Genomic DNA, 26,070 nt, shown 5'->3' on the forward strand with positions numbered 1-26,070 from the left:
TGTGGAGGCGGTAATGATTCCTATGCGAAGCTTCAGTGAGCGCACGCGTATCCCACGCGGCACTCTGGCCATACTGGCGCTGGCAGTCGCAGTGCTGGCAGGGTGCGGAAAGTCGGATGAACAGAAGACCCAAGCGCCTCAAACATCGGCGGCCCCAGCACCTGCTGCGGCACCTGACACCTCGGCGAACGCCAATGCGACACCGGCCCAACCGCCTGCCGAATCGAATCTGCCAGCGGCGTCCGGGCAGGCATCCGACGCGAGTGCCGCGACCACCACGGCCAGCAACAACGGCGCTAAGCCGAATATTCTCGTGATCTTCGGCGACGATATCGGCCAGACGAATATCAGCGCGTACAGCATGGGGCTGGTGGGCTACCGCACGCCGAACATCGACCGGATCGCCCGCGAAGGGATGATGTTCACCGACTACTACGCGGAAAACAGCTGTACGGCGGGACGTTCGTCGTTCATTACGGGCCAGTCGCCGCTGCGCACCGGCTTGTCGAAGGTGGGTGTGCCAGGCGCCCCCGTCGGGTTGCAGGACCGTGACGTCACCATGGCACAGGTGCTCAAGTCGATGGGCTATGCCACCGGGCAGTTCGGTAAGAACCACCTTGGCGACCGTGACGAATACCTGCCGACCAAACACGGCTTCGACGAGTTCTTCGGCAACCTGTATCACCTCAACGCCGAGGAGGAACCGCAGCGTCCGTACTGGCCGAAGGACAAGAACGACCCGATGGTCAAGGCCATGACGCCACGCGGTGTGCTGCACAGCACCGCGGACGGGAAGATCGAAGATACCGGCCCGCTGACTACCAAGCGCATGGAGACCATCGACGACGAGACGACGGCCGCCGCACAAAACTTCATTACGAAGCAGGTGCAGGCGAACAAGCCGTTCTTCGTCTGGATGAACACCACGCGTATGCACATGTACACCCACGTGCGCGATTCGATGAAAGGACAGAGCGGCATGCCCGGCAATGAATACGCCGACGGGATGCTCGAGCACGACGGCGACGTCGGCAAGCTGCTCAAGACGCTCGACGATCTGAAGATTGCGGATAACACCATCGTGGTGTACACGACCGACAACGGTCCGAACCAGTTCTCCTGGCCCGATGCGGCGACGACCCCGTTCCGCAGCGAAAAGGACTCGAACTGGGAAGGGGCGTTCCGCGTGCCTGCGATCGTGCGTTGGCCGGGCAAGATCAAGCCAGGTTCGGTCAGCAACGAAATGTTCTCTGGTCTGGACTGGTTCCCAACACTGGTGGCCGCTGCCGGCGACACGGGCATCAAGGACAAGCTGCTCAAGGGATCGTCGGTGGGCAGCACGTCGTTCAAGGTCCATTTGGACGGCTACAACCAGTTGCCGTATCTCACGGGCCAGACGAAGAAGGGCGCGCGTGACGAGTTCTACTATTTCAACGACGACGGCGTGCTCGTGGCGATGCGCTTTGGCGACTGGAAGCTGGTCTATTGCGAGATGAAGGCCCCGGGCGGGTTCGCTGTCTGGCAAGAGCCGTTCACGTGCCTGCGGGTGCCGAAGATCTTTAACCTGCGAATGGACCCGTACGAACGCGCTGACGTCGTGTCCAATCAATACGACGATTGGCTCACGAAGAACGACTATCTGGCGTTCCTCGGCACCGCCAAGGCCAGCGCGTTCCTGCAAACGTTCGTCGACTATCCGCCGAGCCAGCGTCCAGCTAGCTTCAGCATCGATCAGGTGCGCGAGCAGGTCGACAAGCAAATCGCCGCGGCGATGAGCAAGAAGACATCGAAGTAGTGCGGTAGACGTCAAGCAACGCATCACTTTGTCGTTCCCGGGCGGACGGCCGATTGCCTCGGTCGTCCGCCGCTCTACCAAGGCAGACCTATGCGAAGCACCCCGGCAAGCCCTTCGTTGTCTAGCTCGTCAAAAGCATCGAAAGCCGTGTCGAAGGCGGCGGTGCGCTCACGCGAACGAAGCCGCTTTAGCTGGCTTAACGCGACACTGGTCGCGGCGACGCTGCTGTTCATTTCCGGCGCGGCCGGACTGATCTATCAAATTGTCTGGATTCGGCAGCTCTCCCTCGTCGTCGGCGTGGACGTTCACGCAGTGGCGCTCGTGGTGGGGGCTTTCTTCGGCGGTTTAGCCCTCGGCGGGTGGTACTTCGGCAAGGTTGCCGACCGTTTGCCGAATCCGCTGCGGCTGTACGCGCAACTCGAATGCGCCGTGCTGCTGCTGGGTGTGGCCGCGACCTTCGCGCTCCCGTATGCCGCAGCACCCTTTGCATGGATGGACGCCCATCTTGGCGCACTTGCGTGGGGGCTGCCGCTCGCATTGGTCATCGTCCCGGCCATCGGCATGGGGGGCACGTTGCCGGTCATCATGCGGTTGGTCGCGGCACCGGCGCACGGGATCGGGCGCACTGGCGGACGCTGTTACGCAGCGAACACCGTCGGCGCCATCGTCGGCACGCTGCTCGTCGGCTTCGTCTTGATTCCTTCGCTCGGCATGACTGGCAGCGCGTTGGTGGCGGGCGGTTTGAACGGCCTCGCCGCTTTGCTGGCATGGCGACTTTCGCCTCGCTTCACCGGTGAACAAGAGCGCTCGACCGTGCCTAACGTCGCGATTGACCCGGTAACGACCGAAACCACCAACAGCCAAGCGCGCCTCGCGCTCGCCCTATATGCCGTTGCCGGTGGCATCGCGTTGGGTTACGAAGTCGTCTGGTCGCAAAGCATCGTGCAGTTCATGAGCACGCGCACCTTCGCGTTTTCGGTGGTGCTCGCGACTTACCTTGCGGGTTTGGCGTTAGGAAGCGCTGTTGCGGCCCGCTATGCCGACCGTGTGCGAGATCCGTGGAGCGTGTTTGGCGCGCTGGTAAGCGCCGCCGGACTTGTCGCGTTGTTGGAGATCGTTCTGCTCGGTGGATGGCTCATGCGCACGCAACTGGCACTTCAAGCGTGGGTGCTGGCAGCGACGTCGCAGACCTCATGGGCCATGTATGCGAGCTTCGCGCTCGCGGCTGCCTGCGTGGTGTTCGTCCCCACGCTGCTGCTCGGTGCGGCCTTTCCGTTTGTGCTTCGCATCGGTGTCGACCGCACCCGTGTCGGAACGGATGTCGGGCGCGTCGTGGCGTGGAACACCGTCGGCGGCATTGCCGGTTCAGCGGTGGCCGGGTTTGTGCTGGTGCCCTCGATCGGGCTGGTTCGTACGCTCGCCGTGTTGGCCGGTAGCGCGTGCGCCATCGGGTTGCTGGCCGTGTGGCGGGGCCCAGGCACGCGCACGCGTTCACGCTGGCTCGTGCCCGGACTCACGGCAGCCGTCGTCGTGGCATCGCTGGGCGCCTCGCCCGAACGCTTTGCTTCGCTACTCACCCAGTCGCGAGGCGGCGACGCCGTGTTTTACGAAGAGGGAAGAGGGGCCACGGTGGCCGTGCTCGAACAGCGCTCGTCGTCCAACACCTTCCGTCGCCTCTACATTCAAGGCGTTTCCAATTCGGGCGACGCAATGACGTCGCTGCGCTACATGCGGTTGCAGACGTTGCTCCCGTTGATCGTGCACAACGGGGAGCCGAAGTCCGCGCTGGTGATCGGTTTGGGCACCGGTATCACGGCGGGCGCCATGTTGGCCTACCCGGGGCTCCAGTACCGTGTCGTCGCTGAGCTGCTGCCTGCGGTGGCTCGCGCGGCGCCTAACTTCTCTGGCAACTTCGACGTAGCGTCCAGTAAGCGTGTCGATATTCGACTGCGTGACGGCCGCCGCGAGTTGCTGCAAAGCCAGCAGACCTACGACCTGATTACGCTGGAGCCGCCGCCGCCGTCCGCCGCCGGGGTTGCGAGTCTGTATTCGACAGACTTCTACCGTCTGGCCGCCAAACGTCTGCAACCCGGCGGGCTGGTCGCGCAGTGGCTGCCGCTGCCCACGCAGAACGACGAAGACACGCGCTCACTTGTACGTAGCTTCCTCGACGTGTTTCCCTATGCCTCGCTTTGGACCACCGAGTTGCACGAAACCATGCTGATCGGTTCTCTCACGCCTTTGGATCTCGACGTGCAGCGCATTCAGCGCCGATTTGCCGACCCGAAGACGCGAGACGCCCTTCAGGCGGTTGGCGTGCGCTCGGCCGAAGCATTGCTCGCCACTTGGGTGACCGATCGGGCCGGGCTGGAATGGTACGCCGCCGATGCACTGCCAGTGACCGACGACCGTCCGCGTATCGAATACGCCGGATGGGTGAAGCGCGACGCCTTTCCCCAGACGCTGACCAATCTCATGGCGCTGCAAAACGAGCCGCCGTTGCGCGGGGCGGATGACGCGATGTGGCGCAGCATCCGGGCGGAACGGGAAGTGCTCCACACGTTCTACCGCGCAGGGCTCGACGCCTATCGTGGTGATCGTCAGGCGTGGGCGGAACATATCGCGGCCGCCGTGGGGGCCGATCCTGAGAACCCGTATTACGCGTGGTTCATCGGCCGCTCGGTACAGCGCCCGGCTGAGCGTCAGACACCTTCCTCGAAGAGCACCGGCACATGAGCTATCACGACGACGTTCTCGCGCTCGAGCAAGCGATGGGGGAAGCCATCGTCGGGCAGAAGGCCATGATCGAACGGCTGCTGCTCGGCATGCTTGCCAACGGGCACCTGCTGGTTGAAGGGCTGCCCGGTCTGGCCAAGACGCGCGCGATCAAGGTGCTGGCACGGCATCTCGATGCACGCCTCTCGCGCATTCAGTTCACGCCGGACCTGCTGCCCTCGGACATCACCGGCTCGGAGGTCTATTTCTCGGAAGGCGGCAAAGGCGAGTTCCGGTTTCAGGCCGGTCCTATCTTCGCCAATCTCGTACTCGCCGACGAAGTTAACCGTTCACCAGCCAAAGTGCAGGCCGCGCTGCTCGAAGCGATGGAGGAGCGACAGGTCACCGTAGGTGGGGTGACGCACAAGCTCGATCCGTTATTTCTCGTGATGGCGACGCAGAACCCGATCGAACAAGAGGGCACCTATCCGTTGCCCGAAGCGCAGATGGACCGCTTTCTCATGCACGTCAGCGTGAGCTATCCGCAGCAGGACGCCGAGCAAGCGATCGTTCGGCTGGCGCGCTCGGAAGAGGGTGAAGTGTCGGGTTCGGCCAATACACTGCGGCTCGCCCCGGCGGTCATTTTGGGCGCGCGCAGCGAAATCCATGAGATCCATGTGAGTGACCCGGTCGAGCGTTACCTCGTTGCGCTGGTGCAGGCGACGCGCGTCGCCAGCACACTGGACGACGAACTTGGCCGATGGATTCAGGTCGGGGTCAGCCCGCGCGGTGCCATCGGACTGGACAAGGTGGCGCGCGCCTATGCGTGGCTGCGGGGCCGCGATTATGTGACACCCGAGGACGTGCAAGCCATCGTGCACGACGTGTTCCGTCATCGCCTGATCCTCTCGTACGAGGCGCACGCCGCAGGCATCAACGCCGACACCGCGATCGACCGGCTCGTCGAGCGGGTCGCGGTCGCCTGATACGGCATTCCCATATGGCCACGGATATTGGCTCGGACCCGACCTCGAATACCGCGCTGCCGGGCGTGACCATCGACGTTGCGGCCCTCAATGCGCTGGAGGGCGCCGCGCGCGACTTTCACTTCCAACCCGGCCAGCCGGTGCATAGCGTATTGGCGGGCCGACATGGCTCGCGCGTGCGAGGCCGGGGTCTGGCGTTCGAGGAACTGCGGCGGTATGTGGCGGGCGACGACATCCGCAGCATGGATTGGCGTGTCACGGCGCGCACCGGCAAGCCTTACGTGCGGGTGTACACCGAGGAAAAGGACCGGCCGGTAGTGCTCGTGGTCGATCAGCGCATCAATATGTTCTTCGGCAGCCGCCGCGCCATGAAGTCGGTCACGGCAGCCGAAGCGGCCGCCTTGGCCGCGTGGCGAGTGTTGGCCGACGGCGATCGCGTCGGGGGCGTCGTCTTCGGCGACACGACGATCGATACCTTCCCCCCGAAGCGCAGCCGCGCGGCCGTCGAACAATTGCTCGGCGGCATTGCCCGGCACAATGCCGCGTTGCGTGCCGACACGAAGGCGCGGCGCTCTGCCGGGCAACTGAATCTAGCGCTGGAACGGTGTGCACGCATGGTGACGCACGACAGCCTCGTCATCGTCATCAGCGATTTCGACGGGCACGACAAGACCACACGCGAACGGCTGCTCGGCATCGCCGCACGCAACGACGTGCTGACGGTGCTGGTGCACGATCCGTTTCTGAGTGCACTTCCCACGTCAGGCAATCTCGTCGTGAGTGACGGGGAGCTTCAAGTCGAACTCAGCTTCGGCAAAACATCGCTCCGGCGCAGCATCGCCGACTTCTTCACGGCCCACGGCAAGCATTTGGTGGATTGGCACGAGGCGATTGGTGTGCCGATGCTGCCGCTCTCGGCGGCAGAAGATACGACGGCGCAAGTGCGGCGTCTGCTGGGTGGGCCACCCACGTCCGGCAATGCCTTCAGGCGCGCCAAGGCGGGAGGCGGGCGATGACGGCCAGTGCTGCCACGGCCGCACCTGCCGCCGATATGCCGACGCTTAAGACGCTGGCCGATATCGTGACACCGCCCGCGCCCTCGTGGATGCCGCAGACGATCGGCTGGCCGATTGTCGCCGTATTGCTGAGCGTCGGACTGATTTGGTATGCGTGGCGGACATGGCGGCGTTATCGTGCCAACCGCTATCGCCGGGAAGCCTTGGCACAGTTGCGGCAGTGGGCTGTCACGCTCGGTGCATCCAATCCGAATGCCGCTGTGGGTGGCGATACCGCAAAACGCGCACAAGCACTGCGCGAGATTGCGGCGCTGCTCAAGCGCGTGGCCTTGAGCGCGTGGCCGCGTGAGGCGGTCGCCAGCCTCACCGGCAACGACTGGGCCTCGTTCTTGCGCGCGAGTCATGACAACCGAAGCGCCGGAACCGACACGATAGCGTCGCTCGTGACCGGTGCCGAATATCGGTCCGACGAATCGCTATGTCGCGAATGGGACGGCCCCCGCACTGACGCGCTGGTGCACGCCTGCCGCGACTGGATCGAGCGCCATCATGTTCCAGTTTGAATACCCATGGGCCTTTGCTCTGCTGCCACTGCCCGTGTTGCTGTGGTGGTTGATGCCGCCTTATCGGGAGGAGAGTCCGTCGGTGAGGCTGCCGTTCTTCGGTGAAGTGGCCGAAGCGGCGGGCCTGCGCCCAGCGGCAGGTGCGGTGGTACCCCGGCGCAACTGGGTACAGCATGTGCTCGCCCCGGTGGCATGGATATTGGTCATCACCGCGCTCGCACGGCCCCAACTGCTGGAAGCCCCCATAGAGAAGATGCAACCGTCGCGGGACATTCTGCTCGCGCTGGATCTCTCGCAGTCGATGGACACGCCGGATTTCCCGGATGCGTCAGGCAAACGTATCGCGCGCGTGCAAGCGGTCAAACAAGTGGTCGGCGACTTCGTGACGCAGCGCCCGGACGATCGCATCGGGCTGGTCATCTTCGGCGACGCCGCCTATCCGCTCGCACCGTTCACGCAAGATCACGATCTCATCCACACGCTGCTCGACGATATGTTGCCGGGCATGGCGGGCAACAGTACCGCGCTGGGGGATGCCATCGGACTAGGCGTGCGGATGTTCGAGCACAGCGAAGCGCCGCAGAAGGTCATGATCGTGCTCACGGACGGTAACGACACCGCGAGCCGCATGCCGCCCGATCGCGCGGCAGACGTCGCCCACGAACAATCGGTCATCGTACATACCGTAGGCATCGGTGACCCCGCCGCGCAAGGCGAGGCTCGTGTCGATCTCGGGCTGTTGCAGCGCATGGCCAAGGTTACCGGCGGGCGGTACTTCTTCGGCGCCGACCAGTCGGCGCTGGCCGAGATCTACGCCACGCTCGATCGCATCACACCGCACGATCACAAGACGCTCTCATGGCGGCCGCAACGAGAGCTCTTCATGTGGCCCTTGGGCGCGGCGCTCATCATCGTGTTGCTCTACGAGATCGCGCTCGCGATACATGCCGCCTACGTCACACGTGGACCGGCCGCCGCCGACACGGACGACGCACCGGACGACACACCCAAGGCAGGGGGCATCGGTGCCGAGGGGGCGTTATGACCGGCGTCTTCTCGAGCGTTGCCGATTTTCACTTCCTGCGACCGCTTTGGCTGTGTCTTGTGCTGGCCGCCGCATGGCTGCTCTGGGCGGTCGGTCGGAGAACCGATGCGCGCAGGCGTTGGCGCAAGACCATCGCACCGCACCTGCTCGACGCGCTGATGATCCATGAACGGCGCGGGCTTCGGCTACGTCCGGTGCATCTCATTGCGCTCGTACTCGTGCTGGGCGGTATCGGTATGGCAGGCCCCGCGTGGAAACGCGAGCTGCCGCCGTTTCTCGACGACAAAGCGCCGCTGGCCATCGCCATCGATCTCTCGCCGACCATGGACGCCGTCGACGTCACGCCCTCCCGGCTGGAGAGAGCCAAGCTCAAAGTGAAGGCACTGCTCGCGCGACGCGAGGGAGCACGTACCGCTATTTATGCCTATGCAGGCTCGGCCCATCGGGTGATTCCGCTGACCGATGACCGTGCCTTGCTGCAAACCTATGTGGACGCGTTGCAGACGAGCATCATGCCCGCGCCGGGTCGAGACATGGGGCAAGCCTTGAAGGTGATCGACAACGACCTGCGGCGTGAACCCGTCCCAGGCACCATTCTGTTTATCACCGACGCGGTCGATCTTGGCGCGGCACGCGCGTTTCACGAGCATGCCGGTGGTCAATCGGCCAGTCAGCCCATCGTGCTTGCCATTGGCACACCACAAGGCGGACCGTTGCGTAACCCCGACGGCAGCTATGTGGAACGCGATGGCGCACGCGTCTTCGCACGTCTCGATGAGACGGCGCTCAAGCGGTTTTCTCAAGACAGCGACGTGCCGGTCGCCACCTTCACGCCCGACAGCGACGCCGATATCGACTGGGTGCAACGCCATGTGCAATCGCACCTCGAGCAGTCGCAAGCGGGGACGACGGCACGCTGGCGTGACGAGGGATGGTGGCTCACGCTGCCACTCGTGGTACTCGGGGCGCTCTGGTTCCGCAAGGGGTGGTCGGTGCGGTGGGTGGTCGGTCTGCTGCTCGCCGTGTCGCTCCACGTGAGCGTCACACCGTCGTACGCACAGTCGCTTACCAGCGCCACCGCCACACCCGACACCCCAGACCCTGCGAGCACGCCGCGGCGATGGCGCTTTGCCGATCTCTGGCTAACGCATGACCAGCAAGGACGGCTGGCCTTCGAGCGCGGCGACTACGCAACCGCCGCCGAGCGCTTCGACGATCCCATGTGGCGCGGCGTGGCGCAGTATCGCGCGGGTCAGTATGCACAGGCGGCGCAGACTTTCGCACTGGTTGACTCCCCACAAGCGGACTTCAATCAAGGCAATGCGCTGGCGCGCATGGGGAAGTACGAGGCGGCGCAGGCTCGCTATACCCAAGCGCTCAAGCGTTCGCCCAACTGGGCAGCGGCGCGGGCCAATCTGACGTTGATGGGACAGCTCATCGCGGCATTGCCGAAGCCGCCGGAAAAGTCCGGGGACGACGAGATTCCGCCGGATGTCTCGCCCGACGAGATCAAGTACGACGCGAAACGCCCAACCGGTCCCGGCGAACGTTCGACGAAAGTGGGGCCGTCGCTCGAGACGCAAGCGTGGATGCGCACGATCCAGACGACGCCGACCGCGTTATTGCAGCGCGAGTTCGCCTTGCAACACGGGCAGGGCGCAGGCGGAGGGCACGCACAGTGATCCGGGCATCGTACGGGGGAGACGCGCTCCATGTCTCGCGTCGCTTCTCCAGTCGATTCGTCACCCTGTGGCGACGCGCGATGGCGACCGGCGTTTGCGCCATGTGGCTGCTGGCGCTCGGGAATGCCATGGCAGCGTCCGCGCCCATGGCCCGGGTCGATGTGGCAGCGCCCCAGCCGATACGCCCCGGGCAGCAGGTCAGTGTCGATGTGACGGTGCTCGCGCCTAACTTTTTCATGTCCGCGCCGGTATTTCCCACGTTGGACGTGCCTGGTGCCATCGTGACGCTCCCAGACGCGCGGGCACTGAATGGCACGCAGACCATCGACGGGGTGACCTTCGCGACGATCAGCAAGACCTATGCGTTCGTTGCCGGACAAGACGGCGACTACGCTTTGCCACAGGCGACGATTGCGCTCACCTACGCCGGGAATGACGGCGCACCGCAACAAGCCACGGTCACACTCCCGGCAACGCGAATCCGGGTCGGGGCAGGGGGCGTGCCCAAGGTCTCGTCGAGCGGCGCATCGAATGGCGGGGCGCTTCTCCCAGTGGCTGCGCTGAACGTCACGCAAACACTCTCGCCACCTGCCGAGCACGACGTGGTGCAACTTCGCGTCGGCGATACGCTGGTGCGAACCGTAGCGACATTCGCCACGGGCACGCAGGCCATGCTGATCCAGCCGCCAAAATCGGAGCCGCCCCGTGGCGTGCGCGTGTTCGCCGCCGATCCAAAGCTATCGGACGGCGTGTTACCGAGTTCAGCGAGTTCAGCGAGTTCCACGGCAGGCGGGCTGCGTATCGATACCTTCTCGTATGTGTTCGAGCGCAAGGGCACTTACACCTTGCCCGCGATCACGCTTGACTGGACGGATCCCGCGACAGGCCACGCATCCCACTCCGATGCGCCGCCAATACGCGTGGTTGTGGCGGCAGGGGCCTCCGCCGGTGATCTGGCGCCGGGCAAAGGGGTGATATCCGTACCTCAGGATGCCGAATCGATCGGGATCGTATTGGCTGGCGTGGCCGGACTAGGCGTACTCGGGCTCGTAATCTGGCGAACCCTCCCGCGATGGCGCACCCTGCGTCATCGATACCGTGAGCGTCGCTCAAGTGCACAAGTCAGCGCGAAAACCCTGCACGCCGAAGTGATGCAGGCATGCCGCTCGAACGACGCCGCGGCGGCGTATCGTTCGGCGCAGCATTGGAGCCGGGAGTTCAAAGGTAGCGGGATCGCCGAATGGGCGACTTCGACAGGGGATGTCGCCTTGATTGATGCCGTGTCTGCGCTGGAGTCCTGCCTTTTTGCTCGGCTCTCCCGTTCGGCCTCGGCTACCACTGCGGATGCGCCACATTGGAACGGCATGCCACTGGCGAATGCGTTCGAAAAATGCGCCGACGCGACACCCTCCGGCACGGCACGCGCATCCGCGACCTCAGCACTGGCGCCGTTGAATCCCTTTTAGCGACTGCGGCTTCCCAGCGTTCTGTCATCGGTCTGCGTTACAATCCGCCCTTCGCGTCACTCGGCATTTGGCATTGCATTTGACCCGCCGACCCTATGACGCCCGCTAGGCCAACACGCTGCGGGCGCATGTGAGGAGAACGCTTGTGAGAGGAGATCGGTTGTCCCCGGGGCCTGTTGGGTCCGGAGACGCAACACAGAATTTTTGAAGGTGACTGATTTACATGGCTCAAACCGACAACAAGCCGGCGCCTGCGGGCGGCCGCAAGCCCTTCTCTCGCCGCAAGTTCATTGCTGCCGCAGTAGGGGCAGCAGCGGTATACGGCGGATACTCCTACCTGTTCGGCAGCCAGTACCGCGCCGCGAAAGCGGATCGCAAGGTCGACGTGCTGCTCATCGGTGGCGGCATCATGAGCGCAACGCTAGGTGTCTACCTGTCCGAGTTGGAGCCGAACTGGACGTGCGAAGTGTTCGAGCGTCTGGACAAAGTCGCTGAAGAAAGCTCGAATGGCTGGAACAACGCAGGCACCGGGCACTCGGCGCTGTGCGAACTGAACTACACCCCGATGGACGACAAGGGTAACGTTCACATCACCCAAGCCATCAACATCAACGAGAATTTCCAAGTCTCACGCCAGTTCTGGTCGCATCAAGTGCGCAAGGGCGTGCTGGGCAATCCGCGCGAATTCATCAACTCCACGCCGCACATGAACCTTGTCTTCGGACAGGAGAACCGCGAGTTCATCACGAAGCGTGTCGAAGCCCTGAAGGCGTCGCCGCTGTTCGCTGGCATGGAAATGACGACGGACCCGGCAAAGATCGCCGAGTGGATTCCGATCATGATGGAAGGGCGCAAGCCCGACGAAGTCGTCACCGCCACGCGCTCGCCGCTCGGCACCGACGTGAATCTGGGCGAGATCACGCGCCAGTTCTACAAGCACCTCAGCGGCAACGCGGGTGTGAAGGTCACGACGGGCTACGAAGTGCGCTCGATCACGCGCAACGAAGATGGCACCTGGCGCGTGTCGGCATTCGATATGAACGACAGCTCCAAGATCCAGACCGTGGACGCACGTAATGTGTTCATCGGCGCGGGCGGGGCGGCGTTGCCGTTGCTGCAACTGTCGGGCATTCCGGAAGGCAAGCAATATGGCGGTTTCCCGGTCGGCGGCGAGTTCCTCGTTACGGACAAGCCGGAAATTGCGTCGCGCCATCTGGCCAAGGTCTACGGTCTTGCCGATACCGGCTCGCCCCCGATGTCGGTGCCGCACTTGGATACCCGCGTGCTCGACGGCAAGAAGGTGATCTTGTTCGGACCGTTCGCCACGTGGTCGAGCAAGTTCCTCAAGAACGGCTCCTATTTCGACTTGGCCAAGGCAACCACGCCGTCCAACGTCATTCCGCAGTTGCAAGTCGGTGCTCATGAATTTGCGCTGGTGAAGTACCTTGCGCAGCAATTGGCGCTGTCGACGTCGGAAAAGATGCAAGCACTGCGTCATTACATGCCCGAAGCCAAGGACGAAGACTGGCGCCTGTGGGAAGCCGGTCAGCGCGTGCAGATCATCAAGAACGATCCGCAAAAGGGCGGCATCTTGAAGCTCGGCACGGAAGTCGTGGTGTCGGAAGACCGTTCGGTGTCCGCACTGCTGGGCGCGTCGCCGGGCGGCTCGACCTCGCCGGCGATCATGCTGTCGCTGCTGGAGCGCGTCTTCCCCGAGCAGATGAAAACGCCCGCCTGGCAGCAGAAGATCCGCGAGATCGTGCCCAGCTACGGCAAGAAGCTCAACGAGAACCCGGATCTGCTGGCCAAGGAATGGGCTAGCACGGCGGAAACGTTGCAGTTGGCGATTGCGCCGCCGAGTCTCGATGGCGTGGTCCCGAACACCGCCCCCGTCGCAAACCCGGGTGTGGTGAAGAAGGTGCCGGATATGGCGCTGTAACTTCAGCGCAGCGTCAGAACACCGACGCGATCAGCAGAAAATCAAAGGGTTACGGATGATTTCGTAACCCTTTTCTCGTTTTGGCGACGCGGACTTAGGGGGTCGCACAGACGTCGTGCACGAGCGCACGGAGCCAGATATGGGCCGGATCGGCATCCATACGCGGGTGCCACAAGAGGGAAACCGTAAGCGTCGGCGTGGACACCGGTAACGCAAAGCTGTGCATATCGGCACGCAGGCTGTTCGTGTGACGCTCCGGCACGCTCGCGATCAAATCAGAGGCACGCGCTATCGCCAACGCGGCTGAGAAGCTGCCGACAACGGCCACCACGCGCCGCTGCAAGTGCATCGCATCCAATACATCGTCGATGGGACCCCGTTCCAGTCCACGGCGCGACACCAGCACGTGATCGCCCGCGGCATAGCGCTCTGGGGTGAGCGCCCCTCGGGTCAACGCATGCCCCGCGCGCACCACGCCGATAAAGCGGTCACGGAACAGCGCCTGCGTGCGGATTTCCGGCCCGGTGTCTGTACCAATCACTCCCGTCTCCAAATCCACGCTGCCTTCACGCAGCGAGGTGCTTTGCTTGTCCGGCTTGGGCACGAAACGAAGACGCACGCCCGGCGCGACGGCACCCACGCGGGCGATCAACTGGGGGCCGAAGGTTTCGACAAAGCTTTCGTTACAGCGAAGGGTGAAGCGACGCTCCAGTTGGGCCGGATCGACCTGACGTGCCGGGCGCAGCACCATGGTCGCGTCTTGCACCAACTGACTGACTTGATCGCGAAGGGCGAGAGCGCGCGGTGTCGGCACCAGTCCGCGTCCGGCGCGCACCAGCAACGGGTCGCCCGTGGTCTCACGCAAGCGGGCCAGTGCTCGGCTCATCGCCGAAGGGCTTAGCTGTAACCGGCGTGCGGCACGGGCCACATTGCCTTCGGCCAGCAAAACGTCGAGGGTATGCAGGAGGTTGAAGTCAGGTTTTTGCATGGTTGGGACCTGAAGCGTGCTGCCGGTGCGTTGATATATGGCGTCTGATGCATTGATAAAGTGCAAATGCTGCGTCTTCCGCCATATCTTAGGTGTCGATAAGCTTTGTTGCATCGTCAATGTGATCCAGACCTGACCATGCAACCCAATACCGCCAGTCCCGCCTCCTCGATTGTTCCTCCCGTCGCTGCCAGCACGCGCATGGCATTGGCGGCCTTATCGCTGTCGATGCTCATGTCGTCGCTCGATACCAGCATCGCCAACGTGAGCCTGCCGACGCTGGCGCAGGCGTTCGACGCTAGCTTTCAGGCGGTGCAGTGGGTGGTGCTGGCGTATTTGCTGGCCATCACGTCGCTGATCGTCAGTGCCGGGCGACTGGGGGATATGGTCGGACGGCGGCGCTTGCTGTTAGGCGGTATCGGCTTGTTCACACTCGCCTCGGTCGGCTGCGGACTCGCACCCAATCTGCCGCTGCTGATCGCGGCGCGTGCGCTCCAAGGCGTCGGTGGTGCGGTCATGATGGCGCTGACCATGGCACTGGTCGGGGCCACCGTTCCCAAGGAACGCACGGGAAGTGCCATGGGGCTGCTGGGCACGATGTCCGCCGCGGGGACGTCACTCGGGCCATCGCTGAGCGGTATCGTCATTGGCGCGCTCGGCTGGCGGGCGATCTTCCTGATTCAAATTCCGCTGGGACTGTTGGCCGGATGGCTCGCGTATCGCTATCTGGCGGCAGATGCACGCCGCACGACGCCGCGCCCGCGCTTCGACCATGCTGGTACGCTGGTCCTGGCGTTGATGCTGGCTGCCTACGCATTGGCCATGACGTTGGGACGCGGGCAGTTCGGTGCGCTCAATCTACTGCTGTTGCTGGTGGCGCTAGTCGGCGTGGCCGTGTTCGTGTGGGTACAACGTCGGGCTCGTGCGCCACTTGTGCAACTAGCGCTACTGCGTCAGCCGCAGTTCGTCGGCAGCCTGATCATGAGCGCGTTGGTCGCCTGCGTAATCATGACCACCTTTGTGGTTGGCCCGTTCTACCTGTCGCACGGGCTGGGGCTGGCCACGACGGTGGTGGGGCTGACCATGTCGGTGGGGCCACTGTCGGCGGCGCTCTCCGGAGTGCCGACGGGGCGTCTAGTCGACCGTTTCGGGGCAAAACGCATGACCGTTGTCGGGTTGTCCGGCATGTCGCTGGGCGCTGGCTTGCTGGCGGTGATGCCTTCGCGCTTCGGCGTGGCGGGGTATTTGGTGCCGCTAGTCGGGATGACGATCCACTACGCCTTGTTTCAAGGTGCCAACAATACGGCGGTGATGCGCCAGGTCGATACGGCACAACGCGGGGTCGTCGCCGGGATGTTGAGCCTTGCCCGCAACCTCGGTTTGGTGACCGGCGTCTGCGTCATGGGGGCTGTGTTTAGTGCCGCGAGCGGAAGCGTGTCGTTAGAGACAGCCTCCGCACAAGCCATTAGCGGCGGGATGCGCGTGACGTTTGCCGTGGCGGCAGCGCTACTGCTGGCAGGCGTGCTGACGGCATGGCGAGTGGGGCGCAAGGCGGGGAATCACGAGGCATAATGCTCGGCTATGCCAAATAAGGAATCACGAAGGATTCCCGCTTCAAATGCTGACACTTTACAAAGTCCTGCTCGGCCCGGTGCTTCTGATGCAGGCGCGCCGATTGCGTCAAACTGCCCTGCGGTTGCCTGAAGCCGCTGGCCCGCGCAGCGGGTTGGAAGTTGTCGGGGACACGGCGGCGCTGCCCGTATTGCGCATTCTCGTGGTCGGCGATTCGTCGGCGGCGGGGGTTGGCGTGGACGAGCAGGCGCAGGCACTGGCGCAGCCGGTGGCACGGTTGCTGGCGACCCAGACGGGGCGCCCCGTGTCGTGGCAGTTGGTCGCCAAGTCGGGCGTCAATACCAAGGAAGCGCGGGCATTGCTTTCTAACGCAGCGCTCGCGCCCGCAGACATTCTGGTGACGGCCCTCGGCACCAACGACGTGACATCCCAGCGCACCGCTCGCCAGTTTTTGGACGACTACGCCCATCTCGTGGATGATTTGCGCCGCCGCACGGGCGCGGTCGGTCTGGTGGTCACCGGTCTGCCGCCGTTGCGCATTCTTCCCGCGGCACCCCATCCGTTGCGCTGGTATCTCGGCCGATACGCGGCACATCTGGATCAAAAGCTCATCGCTTGGCTCAATGGGGATGCGGCAGCCCGTTACGTCTCACTGCAATGGGCGGCAAAGCCTGACGACATGGCACGCGACCGGTTTCACCCTGGACTTGGGCAATATCGCCACTGGGCCGCATTGGTGACCGAGCGCATCACCACGCTGTTGGGCGACACGCCGACAGATCGACTGCACACTGCCACGGGCGCATGACGTGACGCCGCAAGACTTTGAAATACAACGGCGCACTGCACAGCCGCACAATTAGGCAAGTTCTCACCGGGTGACCTGTTACACTGCCCGGGCTCGCGAGTCACCTCGATAACGGTCACTTGGTCACCCTCTGACCAACCCCAATATTGCGCAATCCGCGTTCAGCCGCTCCTGCGAAAGCCTTCCCACGAAGCAGCGACCCGCAATAGGTCGCCAGCCTGGCAATCGAATTCGCTTCGTAACTTCACCCGTTATAGGGAACCCGCCTTGAAACGCCTCAGCTTTTCGCTCGTCGTGGCGTTGCTACGCGTATTCGCCGTGCTGCCGTATCCACTGGTCGCAAGGCTCGGGATGGCTGTCGGCACGGTGCTGTTTGCACTGCCGAGCCGCCGCAAGCACATCGTCCTCGTGAACTTGCGCCTTTGCTTCCCCGAGAAAACTGCCCTCGAACACCAGCAGCTCGCCAGAACCCACTTTCGTCACGTGGTTCGCAGCTATCTGGAGCGGGGTATTCAGTGGTTTGGCAGTGCGCAGGCGATCCAGAATATCGTGCAACTCGACAGCAAGATCGATCTCGACGATCCCGACGCGCCGCCTACGATCTTCATGGGGTTTCACTTTGTCGGCATCGAGGTCGGCTGCATGCGTTATTCGACGCATCTGCCCGTGGCATCGCTGTACACCCGCATGTCGAGCACGTCGCTATGCGACTTGGCCAAGCGCCAACGCGGCCGATTCGGTGCGGAGATGATCGAGCGCGCCACCAGTGCCAAGAAGATCATTGCACTGTTGCGCTCCGGCAAACCGGTCATGATCGCAGCGGATATGGATCAGGGTGTCGACAATTCCGTGTTCGTGCCGTTCTTTGGCGTACCCGCTTGCACGCTGACGGCAGTATCGCGTCTGGCGAAACTCGGACGCGCCCGGGTCGTGCCTTTCGTGACCGAGGTGCTGCCTGACTATCAAGGGTACAAGTTGACGATTTTCGAGCCGCTCGCCGACTTCCCGTCATCGAGCGACGAAGTCGACGCGCGCCGCATGAATGCGTTCCTCGAAGAGCAGATCGCCAAAATTCCCGAGCAGTATTACTGGGTGCACCGACGCTTCAAGCACCGCCCGGCGGGCATGGCATCGGTGTATTGATCCGCTGACGAAGGACTCATTTCCCGTCGGCGGATGGTGCTATGACGACGTCAGGCGCACCGTCGTGGGAGATGAGAATGGCCAGCCACCGGCTGCTCTCGAACTGGGCGGCGACCACCATCACGAGCACAGTCAACGGGGTCGAGAGAATCGCCCCGGGCACGCCCCACACCAGTGTCCATATCCCCAGCGCGAAAATGCCCACCAAGGGATCGGTGTTGGTGCTTTTCGCCTGGAGTTTGGGTTGTACGAGATTGTGTGCAATCTGGAAGATGGCCAGCGTGATGACAAACACGGCGAGCGGGACGGAAATCGATTCGCTATGAATCGCCGCGAATAGGGCCGGGACGACGCTGGCAACGAACGGCCCTACGACGGGCATGAAGGCCAGAAGAAAGACCGTCACTGCCCAGAATGCCGTATCCGGCAATTCCGCAAGACGAAACACCAAAGCCGAGATCACGGCAATCGCCAGATTGATCGCCGTCTGCGAAATCAAATACGCCTGGACGCCGTGCACGATCTTATTGAGCACGAGACGCTGAGAATTCGCGCGAGCCTCGCTGGTCGTGATGCGCAGAATCTTGGGATCGGAGTTTCGCAACGACCCAAGCAGCATGAACACCAGAAACATCAGCGTCAGAAACGCCATCGATACGGCGTCGCCCAGCCAAGCGGCGATGGCGTGCTCGAAATGGGGCAGATCGATCAACGCCAGCACCGAGGCCAGATCGAACTTTCGCCCGAAGCCTACCGTGGCCGTCCGAATGAGGTGATCGAGCCGCGCGGGGAGATCAGGGGATTGCTTGATGAGATCGCTGATGCCCTGGAGCGTAATGATGAAGATGCTGTAGGCGCTGAAGCCCACAATCAACGCGGTTGCCAACAGAATCAACCATTTCGGCGCGCGCGGAAGTAGTCGAACGACCACCAGGACGATGCCCGAAATCAAAATGCGCAGCAGGACGGCGAGAAAAAACGGGATCAGTACCGGGCGAAGAAAGTACAAGAGTGCCAGACCTGCGGCGACGCCAGTGGTTGTCTGTGCAACAGACCCAGGGGTGGATGTCATCGATGGATTTTCTTAACGGTAATGGCAAAAGCGCGCTTGAGATGGCGCGCTTTTGCGTCCGCAAGAATATTACTCCATTGCTTCGATTTCGCCCGGCTTCCACGTCTTGTCGAACCAAGGTTCCAGCGGGCCGTAGAGCCGCAGAATCGTGAACCAGCCTTTGCCCGGCACCGTCTGCATCCAGTTGGCTTCCTTGCCGTTGGGTGCCACGGGTCCGAAGTACAGATCGACCGACCCATCGGCGTTGGTCAGCAGCTTGTCGCGCTTGTTGTTCTTACTCGGGAACGGTTGCGAGGTCTGTAGCTCGGAGCGGGTCTGAGGGTCGTAGATGACCACCGACCAGAAGTCCTTCGCCGGGACGTTCGCCGGAATGCGAAGTCGATAGGTCTTCGCGCCGTCGAACGGTTGGCCCGTCGCGTCGGCACTGGAGAGCGCGTATTGCGATCCTTTGCCGACCAACTTCGCTGCCATCGCGGGCGTGTTGACCGTGGCGACGTAAAAGAAGCTTGTGCGTGCATCGAGATCGCGCCCGGCAGCACCGTCGCCGCCAAGCCAACGATAGTCGTCGCCGATAAAGCCGACGCGCCATTGGCTATTGGGATAGAGCCACGCGCGCGGGTCGCGATTACGGAAGCTGATCGATCTGGCGGTGGCGTTGCCGACGGCAACGGCTTCGGTCAGCGTCTTCTTCATCCGCTCGTCAGGCGCGAAGGGTTTGCCTTTGCGAATACCGATCGAGGCGACAAGGCCGCGCAGTTCGGGGTCGATAAAGTCGACCGGCTCCTTCTGGATGACGTGGTCCAGCTCCGTGAAGAACGCGAAGTTATTGGCGTGCACCGTGTTGAACGCCTGCTTCGACGAGTTGATAAATTCCATCTTCGGCGGGTGCTTCGCTTGACTGAGCGAATAGACCTTGAAACCGTCACGGAACATCTTCGACGCCACGTCCGGCTTGCCATCCACCAGAAAACCGCGCAACACGACGATGTTTACGTACGACGGCGAACGGGCGATGTAGTACTCGCCGCCATCCTTCACGTCCTTCGGGAGCTTGCCCTTGTAGTCGGCGGGCACGATCAGATACTTGCCGCCCTTGCCGCGATCTGGCCCTGGCACGCCCATATCGACGACGTAGCGGAAGAACGCGTCGTTGACGGTTCCCGGGCCGCTGCCGGGCGGCACTTCGACCACCGTGGGGCCGTCGGTCTCGAGGTCGAGCACACCGAAGGCATAGACCGTGTCGGTGTTGGCGGTGAGCAGGAGCGGATTGGAGTCGGCGAGCTGATCGTAGATCGTAGCTTGATGACTCTTGGTCGCGCCGAGTGCGACGCTCGAGCGACGGATGGCTTCGATGCTCGCAGCGGGCATCAGGTTGAGGAAGACCTCCACACCGCGCAGGAAATCGAGGTTGTCGAAGGCCCGTTTGGCCGTGTCTTCCGTCGGCACGCCATCGACAAAATCAAGCTTGCCGATGCGCGTCTGCACCGTGGCGGGCGTCAGGACATCCGTGGGAATGTAGGTATTGAAGCCCTTTGTTGGGCTGGCGCCCTCGGGGGCCTTCTGCGCGTGGGCGGTTGGGGCAAAGAGCGCCCCGATGAGCGTGGCGGCGACGAGGCCGCCAGTGCGGTTGAAAAGCATTCACTTCTCCGTCTTAGGGCAAGGGCACCCGGAATGTACGCCGGGGCCGCTTGCGAAGGACGGGGAGGGTGACGACCTGAGGCAAAACGGTGAGAGAAATGAGACAAAACGGCGGAGACAAATCGACGCAGACGAAACCGCGCGCCGGGGCGCGGCGCCCCCGCCAAACTCACGCCGTGAAGAGCTGCCGGTCGCGACTGCGGGTACTGCCTTCGACGAAGTAGGGCCGTGCCCATTGGTCGGTGGTGCCGAGAAACCATTCGGCGGCCTTCGCGGCCGTACGATTGTCGGCGGCGCTTCGCAAGGTATGACTGTCGGTAGTTTTCGTGCTGAGCCGGTTGAGGAAGTTGTAATGGTCCACCAGCAGCAGTGTCTCAATGGCAAACGCGGTAGCGATGGCCGGATCGTGGATACCCAGTAAGTTGTCGCCGTTTTCCAGTTCCCCGCCTTCAGCCAGGTTCGACGAACCGCAGAACACCACCGCATCCGGCCGCCCAAAGCCGCACACCACGAATTTATGGTGAATCTCGTGGCCGCTGCCGATGCTCGGTACCTGCTCGAACGGTGGCGGCAACAGCGGCTGGCCCGGCTTACCGCTCACCAGCACACCGCCTCGGGTGTCGGCCCCGTACAGCCACACCTGCCCGGGACTGTCCGAAATGCCGTAGCTGAAAATCGTCTCGCTCTCATGCAGCGACTTCAGGCTGTCGTACACCATGTTCGGCTTAGCGGGCTGCCCCTTTGCCGTCGCGCCGTCCATCGTCATCACAGCAAACAGAACACTGCCGTTCTCGGCGATTTGGCTCTCTTGCTCTATACGGGCAACGATGCGGCCAAGCACCTTGTCTTTGTCTGCGGGCAAATGGGGCGAAAAATCGATGTCGACGGCCCCGGTGTTCGCTGGCGTAAAGCTGTGCGTGGTCGTCGCTAGCGCCGATTCGGCGAAGGCCGCACGTTGCACCTTCGTCGTCCAGGCCGCTTGGAAAGCGCTCGCGTAGACACCCGCGATAGCCGGATCGTCGAATACGAGCACATGGTTGGCGTTGACGTACAAGCCTGTGATCGAGAGGTTGGTGGAGCCGGTCAGCACGAGTTCCGGCTGCTGGCGAGCCTTGTCGGCGTACACCACGAAGACTTTGTCGTGAGCGTAACGGCCGAATTTGCCGCGCAGCATGGCGTCTTGACCGGCAACGGCGACGAAGCGCGCCTCAAACTCGTCTTCAGTCGATGGTTTCTCGGCGGTGGATTTGTGCAGCGAGGCGTTGTCCAGTATCACGCGCACGCGCTTTTCCTGACCGAGCGAGAGCAGGGCAGTGATGATGTCGGGCTCGTTCAGGTCGTAGGCGAAAACGTCCAACTGGCGATTGGGCCCGTCGTGTACGAGATTCAAGACGTCGACGATGCGCTCTCGAGTGCTTGCACCGGCCCAGCTATAAACATCGAGATAGGTGAAGTTGTTGCCTTGCGCGTTCTGCCCTGCGATTTGGTGCGTATCGAATACTAAGGGCGCTGAAGGCGGTTTCAGCACGAGATCATGACCAAAATGGTTCACATACGCTTGCGACTGCGCGTATCCCCGCGTGAACCCCAGTCGAACCGGGCCCTGCTGAAACGGCTTGAGTTCGATTTCCACCGTGGCTCCGCGCGCTGGGTCCAGCGGCATCAGCCGCCGTTGGTCGTCGAAGTACCGCGGCGTGGCCGTGTACGCATAGCGCCCGAAGGGAGGGGTCAATCCTTGATGATCGCTGCCCGGCACGTGTACCCAACGAAACCGGTGTAACGGCGCATTCACCGTGGAGTACGCTGGCTCCGCGGCATCTTGCGCATGCTGCGCCGGATGCGCGAACTGCAATTTGTTCCACAGGAAATACGCCGCGCGGCCGTCGGGCTTGACCTGAATCGTGAACCCCGCGAGGCGCTCACGATCCTGTGGCGCTGTGATATTGAAGGCCAAAAGGGTCTTGGCATCGCCTTGGTAAGCACAAGCGACCAGACTGCCGTTGACTTCTCGCACCTTGATCATCTGCACGCTCCCTCACACGCCCGTGTGAGGGAGAGGCTGCCTTGTCGATGTGTCTCGCTGATGACGCCTGAAGCCCCGCCCAAGGCGCGGGTTTCCGTCAGTTAAGCCAGCGGCATTGCCAGTAACACCGCCGCGGGACTTGCGGAGAGGTTCTTTAATGCTCGCGCCTCGCCGGGGGCCAGACGGCAGGAATCGTTGGCCCGCAAGATCGCACTGCCGGTCTCAGTCTCCACGGTCACTTCGCCCGACAGTACGACGTAGTGCTTCTCGAGCGCCGACGCCGAGAGTGTCGTGTACCCACCGGGTTCGATCGTCGAGACGCCGAGCCAAAGCGACTTCGATTCCCCGGCTTCATGCCCCTGCAATCTCACGCAGCGCATCGAGAAATGGTTCTCCGGGAAGTACTCGGGCGCCGATTCGAATCGCGTAATGTTCATGGCTTGAGCAGGACTCGGTTGGTGCTGCCGCGCAGTACCGCCTGATAGGCCGTTGCAGCATCGTCGATCGAAAAAATCGCTTCACTAAGGATCGGATACGGCTTTAAGGTGCCGTTCGCGAACAGCGGATAGAGCTGATCGAGGATCTGTGCACCGTCGGTGCTATCCAGCGCCAGCGAGTCGATGCCGAGATAGGTGTGTTGCCCGCGGAAGAACGTGAAGATGTCGAACGGGACAGCGCGCTCGAACGTGGAGATGAAGATCTGCGTGCCACGCTTCGCCATCGCGGCGTTGGCCTGCTCGAAGTACGGGCTGCCGACGGTGTTGTAGACGATGTCGGCACCGTGGCCGCCCGTCATTTCACGCACGACGTCGGCGATGCCTTGCGACGACGCGTCGATCATGATGACTTCGCCGTTGGCATGTCCGAGGTACCCCTGGGCGGTACGCTCGACGCCGAACACCTTCGCACCGGCGTGGGTCGCCAATTGCACGACCGCTTGACCGACCTTGCCGTTGGCGCCAAGGACCAGCACCACATCACTCGCCTTCACACCGCCCGCACGACGCAACCCCTCGAACGCCGTGACGAACGGCACACCGACCGCACCGGCTTCTTCCATGGTCAGGTTGGCCGGTTTTTTCCGTACACCACCGACCGGCAGGCTCAGGAAATGCCCGTGAGATCCGTTGCGGCGAATACCCAGCTCGCCGCCGCTGCCCCAGACTTCCTGGCCGACCAGATCGGCAGGACCATCCAACACGACACCGGCGAAGTCACGACCCGGCGTGCGCGGCCATACGGCATGCGGCATGGCACCGAGTACCGCCTTCACATCGCTCGGATTCACACCCGCGCTGTGCACCTGAACAAGACATTCCCCTTCGCCCACACTCGGCACCGTTTGCGAGGCGATGTTCAGGTCGAGGGCATCCAGACTGGCGCTCGGCGCCGTGACACGAACTGCTTTCATGCTTGTTGCTCCTAGAAGGTCAAAGTAACGAATTGGTTGCGCTTGTAGCGCTCGATCAGTGCGACGTAACGCGCGCTGGCGACACCCAGCCCGGCGCACTCGTCGTCGGACAGCATCCGCAGCAGGCGAGCCGGATTTCCGGCCCATAGCTCACCGGTACCGACCACCTTGTGAGGCGTCAGTACGGCTCCCGCCGCCAACATGCCGCCCGACTTGACGACGGCGCCGTCGAGCACCCGGGCACCGAAGCCGACGAAGGCACCGTCTTCCAGCGTGCACGCGTGAAGAATTGCGCCGTGTCCGACCGTGACGTCATCGCCCACGATCGTCGGCAGCCCGTTGGTGGTGCCGTGAACGATGGTTCCGTCTTGAAGGTTGGTGCGCTCGCCAATCACAATGGGCTGCACGTCGCCTCGTAACACGCAGTTGAACCAGATCGACGACTGGGTGCCGATGCGCACGTCACCAATTAGCTGCGTGCCTTGACCGACGAAGGCGCTCGGGGCGACCCACGGCGCAAGGGACGGGGAGGGCTGAGGCTTATTCACCGCGTCAGCCCCAGTTGCTCACGCGCTTCTTGCGCGCTCGCCAACTCGCCGCCAAGCGACTCCACGATGTCGCGGGCGCGCTTCACCAACGCCGCGTTGCTCTCGGCAAGGACGCCCTTCGAGATGTAGATGTTGTCTTCAAGGCCCACGCGGACGTGTCCACCGGCCAGCCACGCTTGCGCGACGATTGGAAACTCGAAACGCCCGATGCCGAAAGCCGCCCATTGCGCACCGGCAGGCAAAAGACTGCGGGCGTACATCAACGTTTCCGGCGAGGCGGAGAAGCCGTACTTCACGCCCATCACGAAGGTCCACAGGCCGGGGCCGTCGAGAACGCCGGACTTGATCAGATCCAATGCGAGATGCATGTCGCCCGAATCGAAGATTTCCAACTCGGGTTTGACACCGGCCTCGCGGATGACCGCCGCCATGCGCGTGACGTTCTTCGGCGTGTTGATGACGACGTCGCCACCGGAATTCATGGTGTTCAAATCGAGGCTGCAAATGTCCGGACGCAGCGCAAGAATGTGTTCCACACGATCTTCCGGGCGCATCAACGTAGTACCCGGGGCCGCAACTTTGGGATCGTCCTCGCTAGGAATGAAGCGCCCGCCGGGGCCGGTCGTCAGGTTGATGATGACGTCGGTGTTTTCTGCGCGGATGCGTTCGATGACATCGCGATACAGCCCAATGTCCATCGACGGGCGGCCCGTCTTGGGGTCGCGCACGTGAATGTGGACGACAGCGGCACCGGCGCGGGCAGCGTCGAGCGATGCGGTCGCGATTTGTTCCGGCGTGACCGGCAGGCCCGGATGCTGCTCGGGCTTGGTCAGATTGCCGGTCACCGCGCAGGTGAGGATGGTCTTGCGTGAGTGCATGTGAGGCTCCGGAACGGGGTGTCGTTAGCTCAGGCGGCGGCCGCCATCGACGACGAGCGTCACACCCGTCGTGAATGTCAGATGCGTGGCGCAGGCCTCGATGGCGGCGGCGATGTCGTCCGGCGTGCCGATCCGGCCTAGCGGCGTGGTTGCCGCGACCTTGTCGTTGAAGTCGGCACCGCGTCCCGGCACGAAGGTCGTGTCGACCACGCCGGGTGAGACATTGACGACGCGAATTTGCGGGGCCAACGCGCGGCCCAGCGACGCGGCCATGATGTCGATGCCAGCCTTCACGGCGCAGTACGCCACGTTGCTGCCGACGCCCGTCGTCGCCGAGATGGACGACACGTTGACGACCAGCCCATCGCCCGAGTCGGCGAGCAAGCCGCGAAACGCCCGGATCGCCGCGAACTGGCCACGCCAGTTCACTTTGAACATGTCGTCGATCAACTCGTCCGTCAGTGCGTCGAGGTCGCTGTGCTTGATCGGCTTAGTGAAGCCAGCGGCGTTGACCAGAATGTCGGCACGGCCATAGCGCTCGCGCACGGCAGCCGCGACCGCTGCGAGCGTCGCGCTGTCGGTAATCGAGGCCAGTTGGGCACTATGTCCCGCGCCGGGGAGTTGCTGGGCGAGCGCTTCAGCCTGAGCGATGTCGTCTTGCCCTACGACGACGACGCTCGCGCCAGCTTGCGCCAGGCGGTTTGCCGTGGCTTTGCCGATGCCACCCGTCCCGCCGATCACGACGGCAACCTTTTGATGCAATGCGTTTGTCATACGAAGCT

The 26,070-nt window shown here is 63.1% G+C and carries 21 protein-coding genes; 12 read left to right on the top strand and 9 right to left on the bottom strand.

Annotated features, from left to right (window positions below; translation table 11 throughout):
- The first annotated feature begins 22 nt into the window (after positions 1 to 22).
- The 9 genes from ACPWR9_RS11435 to mqo all read left to right on the top strand — a co-directional run bounded on the left by ACPWR9_RS11435 (position 23) and on the right by mqo (position 13,207).
- On the top strand, positions 23 to 1,795 hold the full coding sequence (locus tag ACPWR9_RS11435; RefSeq protein WP_426296834.1) for an arylsulfatase: 1,773 nt from the start codon (positions 23 to 25) through the stop codon (positions 1,793 to 1,795).
- Positions 1,796 to 1,957: 162 nt separating this feature from the next.
- On the top strand, positions 1,958 to 4,531 hold the full coding sequence (locus tag ACPWR9_RS11440; protein ID WP_426297947.1) for a fused MFS/spermidine synthase: 2,574 nt from the start codon (positions 1,958 to 1,960) through the stop codon (positions 4,529 to 4,531).
- Positions 4,528 to 5,496: an AAA family ATPase gene (locus ACPWR9_RS11445; protein WP_426296833.1), complete on the top strand. Its 969-nt coding sequence runs from the start codon at positions 4,528 to 4,530 to the stop codon at positions 5,494 to 5,496. The genes ACPWR9_RS11440 and ACPWR9_RS11445 overlap by 4 nt, the downstream gene beginning before the upstream one ends.
- Positions 5,497 to 5,510: 14 nt before the next feature.
- Positions 5,511 to 6,512: a DUF58 domain-containing protein gene (locus ACPWR9_RS11450; protein WP_426296832.1), complete on the top strand. Its 1,002-nt coding sequence runs from the start codon at positions 5,511 to 5,513 to the stop codon at positions 6,510 to 6,512.
- Positions 6,509 to 7,075 carry a DUF4381 domain-containing protein gene (locus ACPWR9_RS11455; RefSeq protein WP_426296831.1) on the top strand — a complete coding sequence of 189 codons (567 nt, stop codon included), beginning with the start codon at positions 6,509 to 6,511 and terminating at the stop codon, positions 7,073 to 7,075. Before ACPWR9_RS11450 ends, ACPWR9_RS11455 begins: the two co-directional genes overlap by 4 nt.
- Positions 7,062 to 8,120 (top strand): vWA domain-containing protein, encoded by a 1,059-nt coding sequence (locus ACPWR9_RS11460; RefSeq protein WP_426296830.1) that lies wholly within the window; start codon positions 7,062 to 7,064, stop codon positions 8,118 to 8,120. The genes ACPWR9_RS11455 and ACPWR9_RS11460 overlap by 14 nt, the downstream gene beginning before the upstream one ends.
- Entirely contained in the window at positions 8,117 to 9,802 is a 1,686-nt protein-coding gene (locus ACPWR9_RS11465; protein ID WP_426296829.1) for a VWA domain-containing protein, read from the top strand. The genes ACPWR9_RS11460 and ACPWR9_RS11465 overlap by 4 nt, the downstream gene beginning before the upstream one ends.
- 80 nt (positions 9,803 to 9,882) lie before the next feature.
- Positions 9,883 to 11,268 (top strand): BatD family protein, encoded by a 1,386-nt coding sequence (locus ACPWR9_RS11470; RefSeq protein ID WP_426296828.1) that lies wholly within the window; start codon positions 9,883 to 9,885, stop codon positions 11,266 to 11,268.
- 223 nt (positions 11,269 to 11,491) lie between these two features.
- Positions 11,492 to 13,207, top strand: a complete 1,716-nt coding sequence (gene mqo / locus ACPWR9_RS11475; protein ID WP_426296827.1) for a malate dehydrogenase (quinone) — start codon at positions 11,492 to 11,494, stop codon at positions 13,205 to 13,207.
- Positions 13,208 to 13,301: 94 nt separating this feature from the next.
- Here the strand turns inward: mqo and ACPWR9_RS11480 are convergent, their stop codons facing one another.
- Entirely contained in the window at positions 13,302 to 14,195 is an 894-nt protein-coding gene (locus tag ACPWR9_RS11480; RefSeq protein WP_426296826.1) for a LysR family transcriptional regulator, read from the bottom strand.
- A 138-nt stretch (positions 14,196 to 14,333) separates the two neighbouring features.
- Between ACPWR9_RS11480 and ACPWR9_RS11485 the strand changes: the two genes are divergently transcribed.
- From ACPWR9_RS11485 to ACPWR9_RS11495, 3 genes are all read left to right on the top strand, one after another.
- Entirely contained in the window at positions 14,334 to 15,767 is a 1,434-nt protein-coding gene (locus ACPWR9_RS11485; RefSeq protein WP_426296825.1) for an MFS transporter, read from the top strand.
- 46 nt (positions 15,768 to 15,813) lie between these two features.
- Positions 15,814 to 16,575, top strand: coding sequence for an SGNH/GDSL hydrolase family protein (locus ACPWR9_RS11490; protein WP_426296824.1), 762 nt, complete (start codon positions 15,814 to 15,816; stop codon positions 16,573 to 16,575).
- A 267-nt stretch (positions 16,576 to 16,842) separates the two neighbouring features.
- Positions 16,843 to 17,718, top strand: a complete 876-nt coding sequence (locus tag ACPWR9_RS11495; RefSeq protein WP_426296823.1) for a lipid A biosynthesis lauroyl acyltransferase — start codon at positions 16,843 to 16,845, stop codon at positions 17,716 to 17,718.
- A gap of 16 nt (positions 17,719 to 17,734) precedes the next feature.
- On the opposite strand, the gene ACPWR9_RS11500 is transcribed toward ACPWR9_RS11495, so the two are convergent.
- From ACPWR9_RS11500 to ACPWR9_RS11535, 8 genes are all read right to left on the bottom strand, one after another.
- The gene (locus ACPWR9_RS11500) at positions 17,735 to 18,790 is read right to left on the bottom strand and encodes an AI-2E family transporter (RefSeq protein ID WP_426296822.1); all 1,056 of its coding nucleotides are present in this window, start codon (positions 18,788 to 18,790) and stop codon (positions 17,735 to 17,737) included.
- A 69-nt stretch (positions 18,791 to 18,859) separates the two neighbouring features.
- Positions 18,860 to 20,428: a DUF1254 domain-containing protein gene (locus tag ACPWR9_RS11505; RefSeq protein WP_426296821.1), complete on the bottom strand. Its 1,569-nt coding sequence runs from the start codon at positions 20,426 to 20,428 to the stop codon at positions 18,860 to 18,862.
- 169 nt (positions 20,429 to 20,597) lie between these two features.
- A complete protein-coding gene (locus tag ACPWR9_RS11510; RefSeq protein ID WP_426296820.1) occupies positions 20,598 to 22,451 on the bottom strand; it encodes a phospholipase D-like domain-containing protein in 1,854 nt (617 codons plus the stop codon).
- Between the two features lie 101 nt (positions 22,452 to 22,552).
- Complete coding sequence (locus ACPWR9_RS11515; protein WP_426296819.1) at positions 22,553 to 22,888, bottom strand: cupin domain-containing protein; 336 nt, start codon at positions 22,886 to 22,888, stop codon at positions 22,553 to 22,555.
- The gene (locus ACPWR9_RS11520; protein ID WP_426296818.1) at positions 22,885 to 23,862 is read right to left on the bottom strand and encodes a quinone oxidoreductase family protein; all 978 of its coding nucleotides are present in this window, start codon (positions 23,860 to 23,862) and stop codon (positions 22,885 to 22,887) included. Before ACPWR9_RS11520 ends, ACPWR9_RS11515 begins: the two co-directional genes overlap by 4 nt.
- Before the next feature lie 11 nt (positions 23,863 to 23,873).
- The gene (locus tag ACPWR9_RS11525; protein WP_426296817.1) at positions 23,874 to 24,410 is read right to left on the bottom strand and encodes a gamma carbonic anhydrase family protein; all 537 of its coding nucleotides are present in this window, start codon (positions 24,408 to 24,410) and stop codon (positions 23,874 to 23,876) included.
- Positions 24,407 to 25,288: a 3-keto-5-aminohexanoate cleavage protein gene (locus tag ACPWR9_RS11530; protein ID WP_426296816.1), complete on the bottom strand. Its 882-nt coding sequence runs from the start codon at positions 25,286 to 25,288 to the stop codon at positions 24,407 to 24,409. Before ACPWR9_RS11530 ends, ACPWR9_RS11525 begins: the two co-directional genes overlap by 4 nt.
- A gap of 24 nt (positions 25,289 to 25,312) precedes the next feature.
- Positions 25,313 to 26,062: an SDR family NAD(P)-dependent oxidoreductase gene (locus ACPWR9_RS11535; RefSeq protein ID WP_426296815.1), complete on the bottom strand. Its 750-nt coding sequence runs from the start codon at positions 26,060 to 26,062 to the stop codon at positions 25,313 to 25,315.
- Positions 26,063 to 26,070: the final 8 nt, after the last annotated feature.

Source organism: Pandoraea pneumonica, assembly GCF_049918595.1.
Taxonomy (GTDB): Bacteria; Pseudomonadota; Gammaproteobacteria; order Burkholderiales; family Burkholderiaceae; genus Pandoraea; species Pandoraea pneumonica_A.

Excerpts from the sequence above, each read along its gene's own strand:
- ACPWR9_RS11435 (WP_426296834.1), top strand. The coding sequence starts at position 23 with ATGCGAAGCTTCAGTGAGCGCACGCGTATCCCACGCGGCACTCTGGCC.
- ACPWR9_RS11445 (WP_426296833.1), top strand. The coding sequence starts at position 4,528 with ATGAGCTATCACGACGACGTTCTCGCGCTCGAGCAAGCGATGGGGGAA.
- ACPWR9_RS11450 (WP_426296832.1), top strand. The coding sequence starts at position 5,511 with ATGGCCACGGATATTGGCTCGGACCCGACCTCGAATACCGCGCTGCCG.
- ACPWR9_RS11455 (WP_426296831.1), top strand. The coding sequence starts at position 6,509 with ATGACGGCCAGTGCTGCCACGGCCGCACCTGCCGCCGATATGCCGACG.
- ACPWR9_RS11460 (WP_426296830.1), top strand. The coding sequence starts at position 7,062 with ATGTTCCAGTTTGAATACCCATGGGCCTTTGCTCTGCTGCCACTGCCC.
- ACPWR9_RS11465 (WP_426296829.1), top strand. The coding sequence starts at position 8,117 with ATGACCGGCGTCTTCTCGAGCGTTGCCGATTTTCACTTCCTGCGACCG.
- ACPWR9_RS11470 (WP_426296828.1), top strand. The coding sequence starts at position 9,883 with ATGGCGACCGGCGTTTGCGCCATGTGGCTGCTGGCGCTCGGGAATGCC.
- mqo (WP_426296827.1), top strand. The coding sequence starts at position 11,492 with ATGGCTCAAACCGACAACAAGCCGGCGCCTGCGGGCGGCCGCAAGCCC.
- ACPWR9_RS11480 (WP_426296826.1), bottom strand. The coding sequence starts at position 14,195 with ATGCAAAAACCTGACTTCAACCTCCTGCATACCCTCGACGTTTTGCTG.
- ACPWR9_RS11485 (WP_426296825.1), top strand. The coding sequence starts at position 14,334 with ATGCAACCCAATACCGCCAGTCCCGCCTCCTCGATTGTTCCTCCCGTC.
- ACPWR9_RS11490 (WP_426296824.1), top strand. The coding sequence starts at position 15,814 with ATGCTGACACTTTACAAAGTCCTGCTCGGCCCGGTGCTTCTGATGCAG.
- ACPWR9_RS11500 (WP_426296822.1), bottom strand. The coding sequence starts at position 18,790 with ATGACATCCACCCCTGGGTCTGTTGCACAGACAACCACTGGCGTCGCC.
- ACPWR9_RS11505 (WP_426296821.1), bottom strand. The coding sequence starts at position 20,428 with ATGCTTTTCAACCGCACTGGCGGCCTCGTCGCCGCCACGCTCATCGGG.
- ACPWR9_RS11510 (WP_426296820.1), bottom strand. The coding sequence starts at position 22,451 with ATGATCAAGGTGCGAGAAGTCAACGGCAGTCTGGTCGCTTGTGCTTAC.
- ACPWR9_RS11515 (WP_426296819.1), bottom strand. The coding sequence starts at position 22,888 with ATGAACATTACGCGATTCGAATCGGCGCCCGAGTACTTCCCGGAGAAC.
- ACPWR9_RS11520 (WP_426296818.1), bottom strand. The coding sequence starts at position 23,862 with ATGAAAGCAGTTCGTGTCACGGCGCCGAGCGCCAGTCTGGATGCCCTC.
- ACPWR9_RS11530 (WP_426296816.1), bottom strand. The coding sequence starts at position 25,288 with ATGCACTCACGCAAGACCATCCTCACCTGCGCGGTGACCGGCAATCTG.
- ACPWR9_RS11535 (WP_426296815.1), bottom strand. The coding sequence starts at position 26,062 with ATGACAAACGCATTGCATCAAAAGGTTGCCGTCGTGATCGGCGGGACG.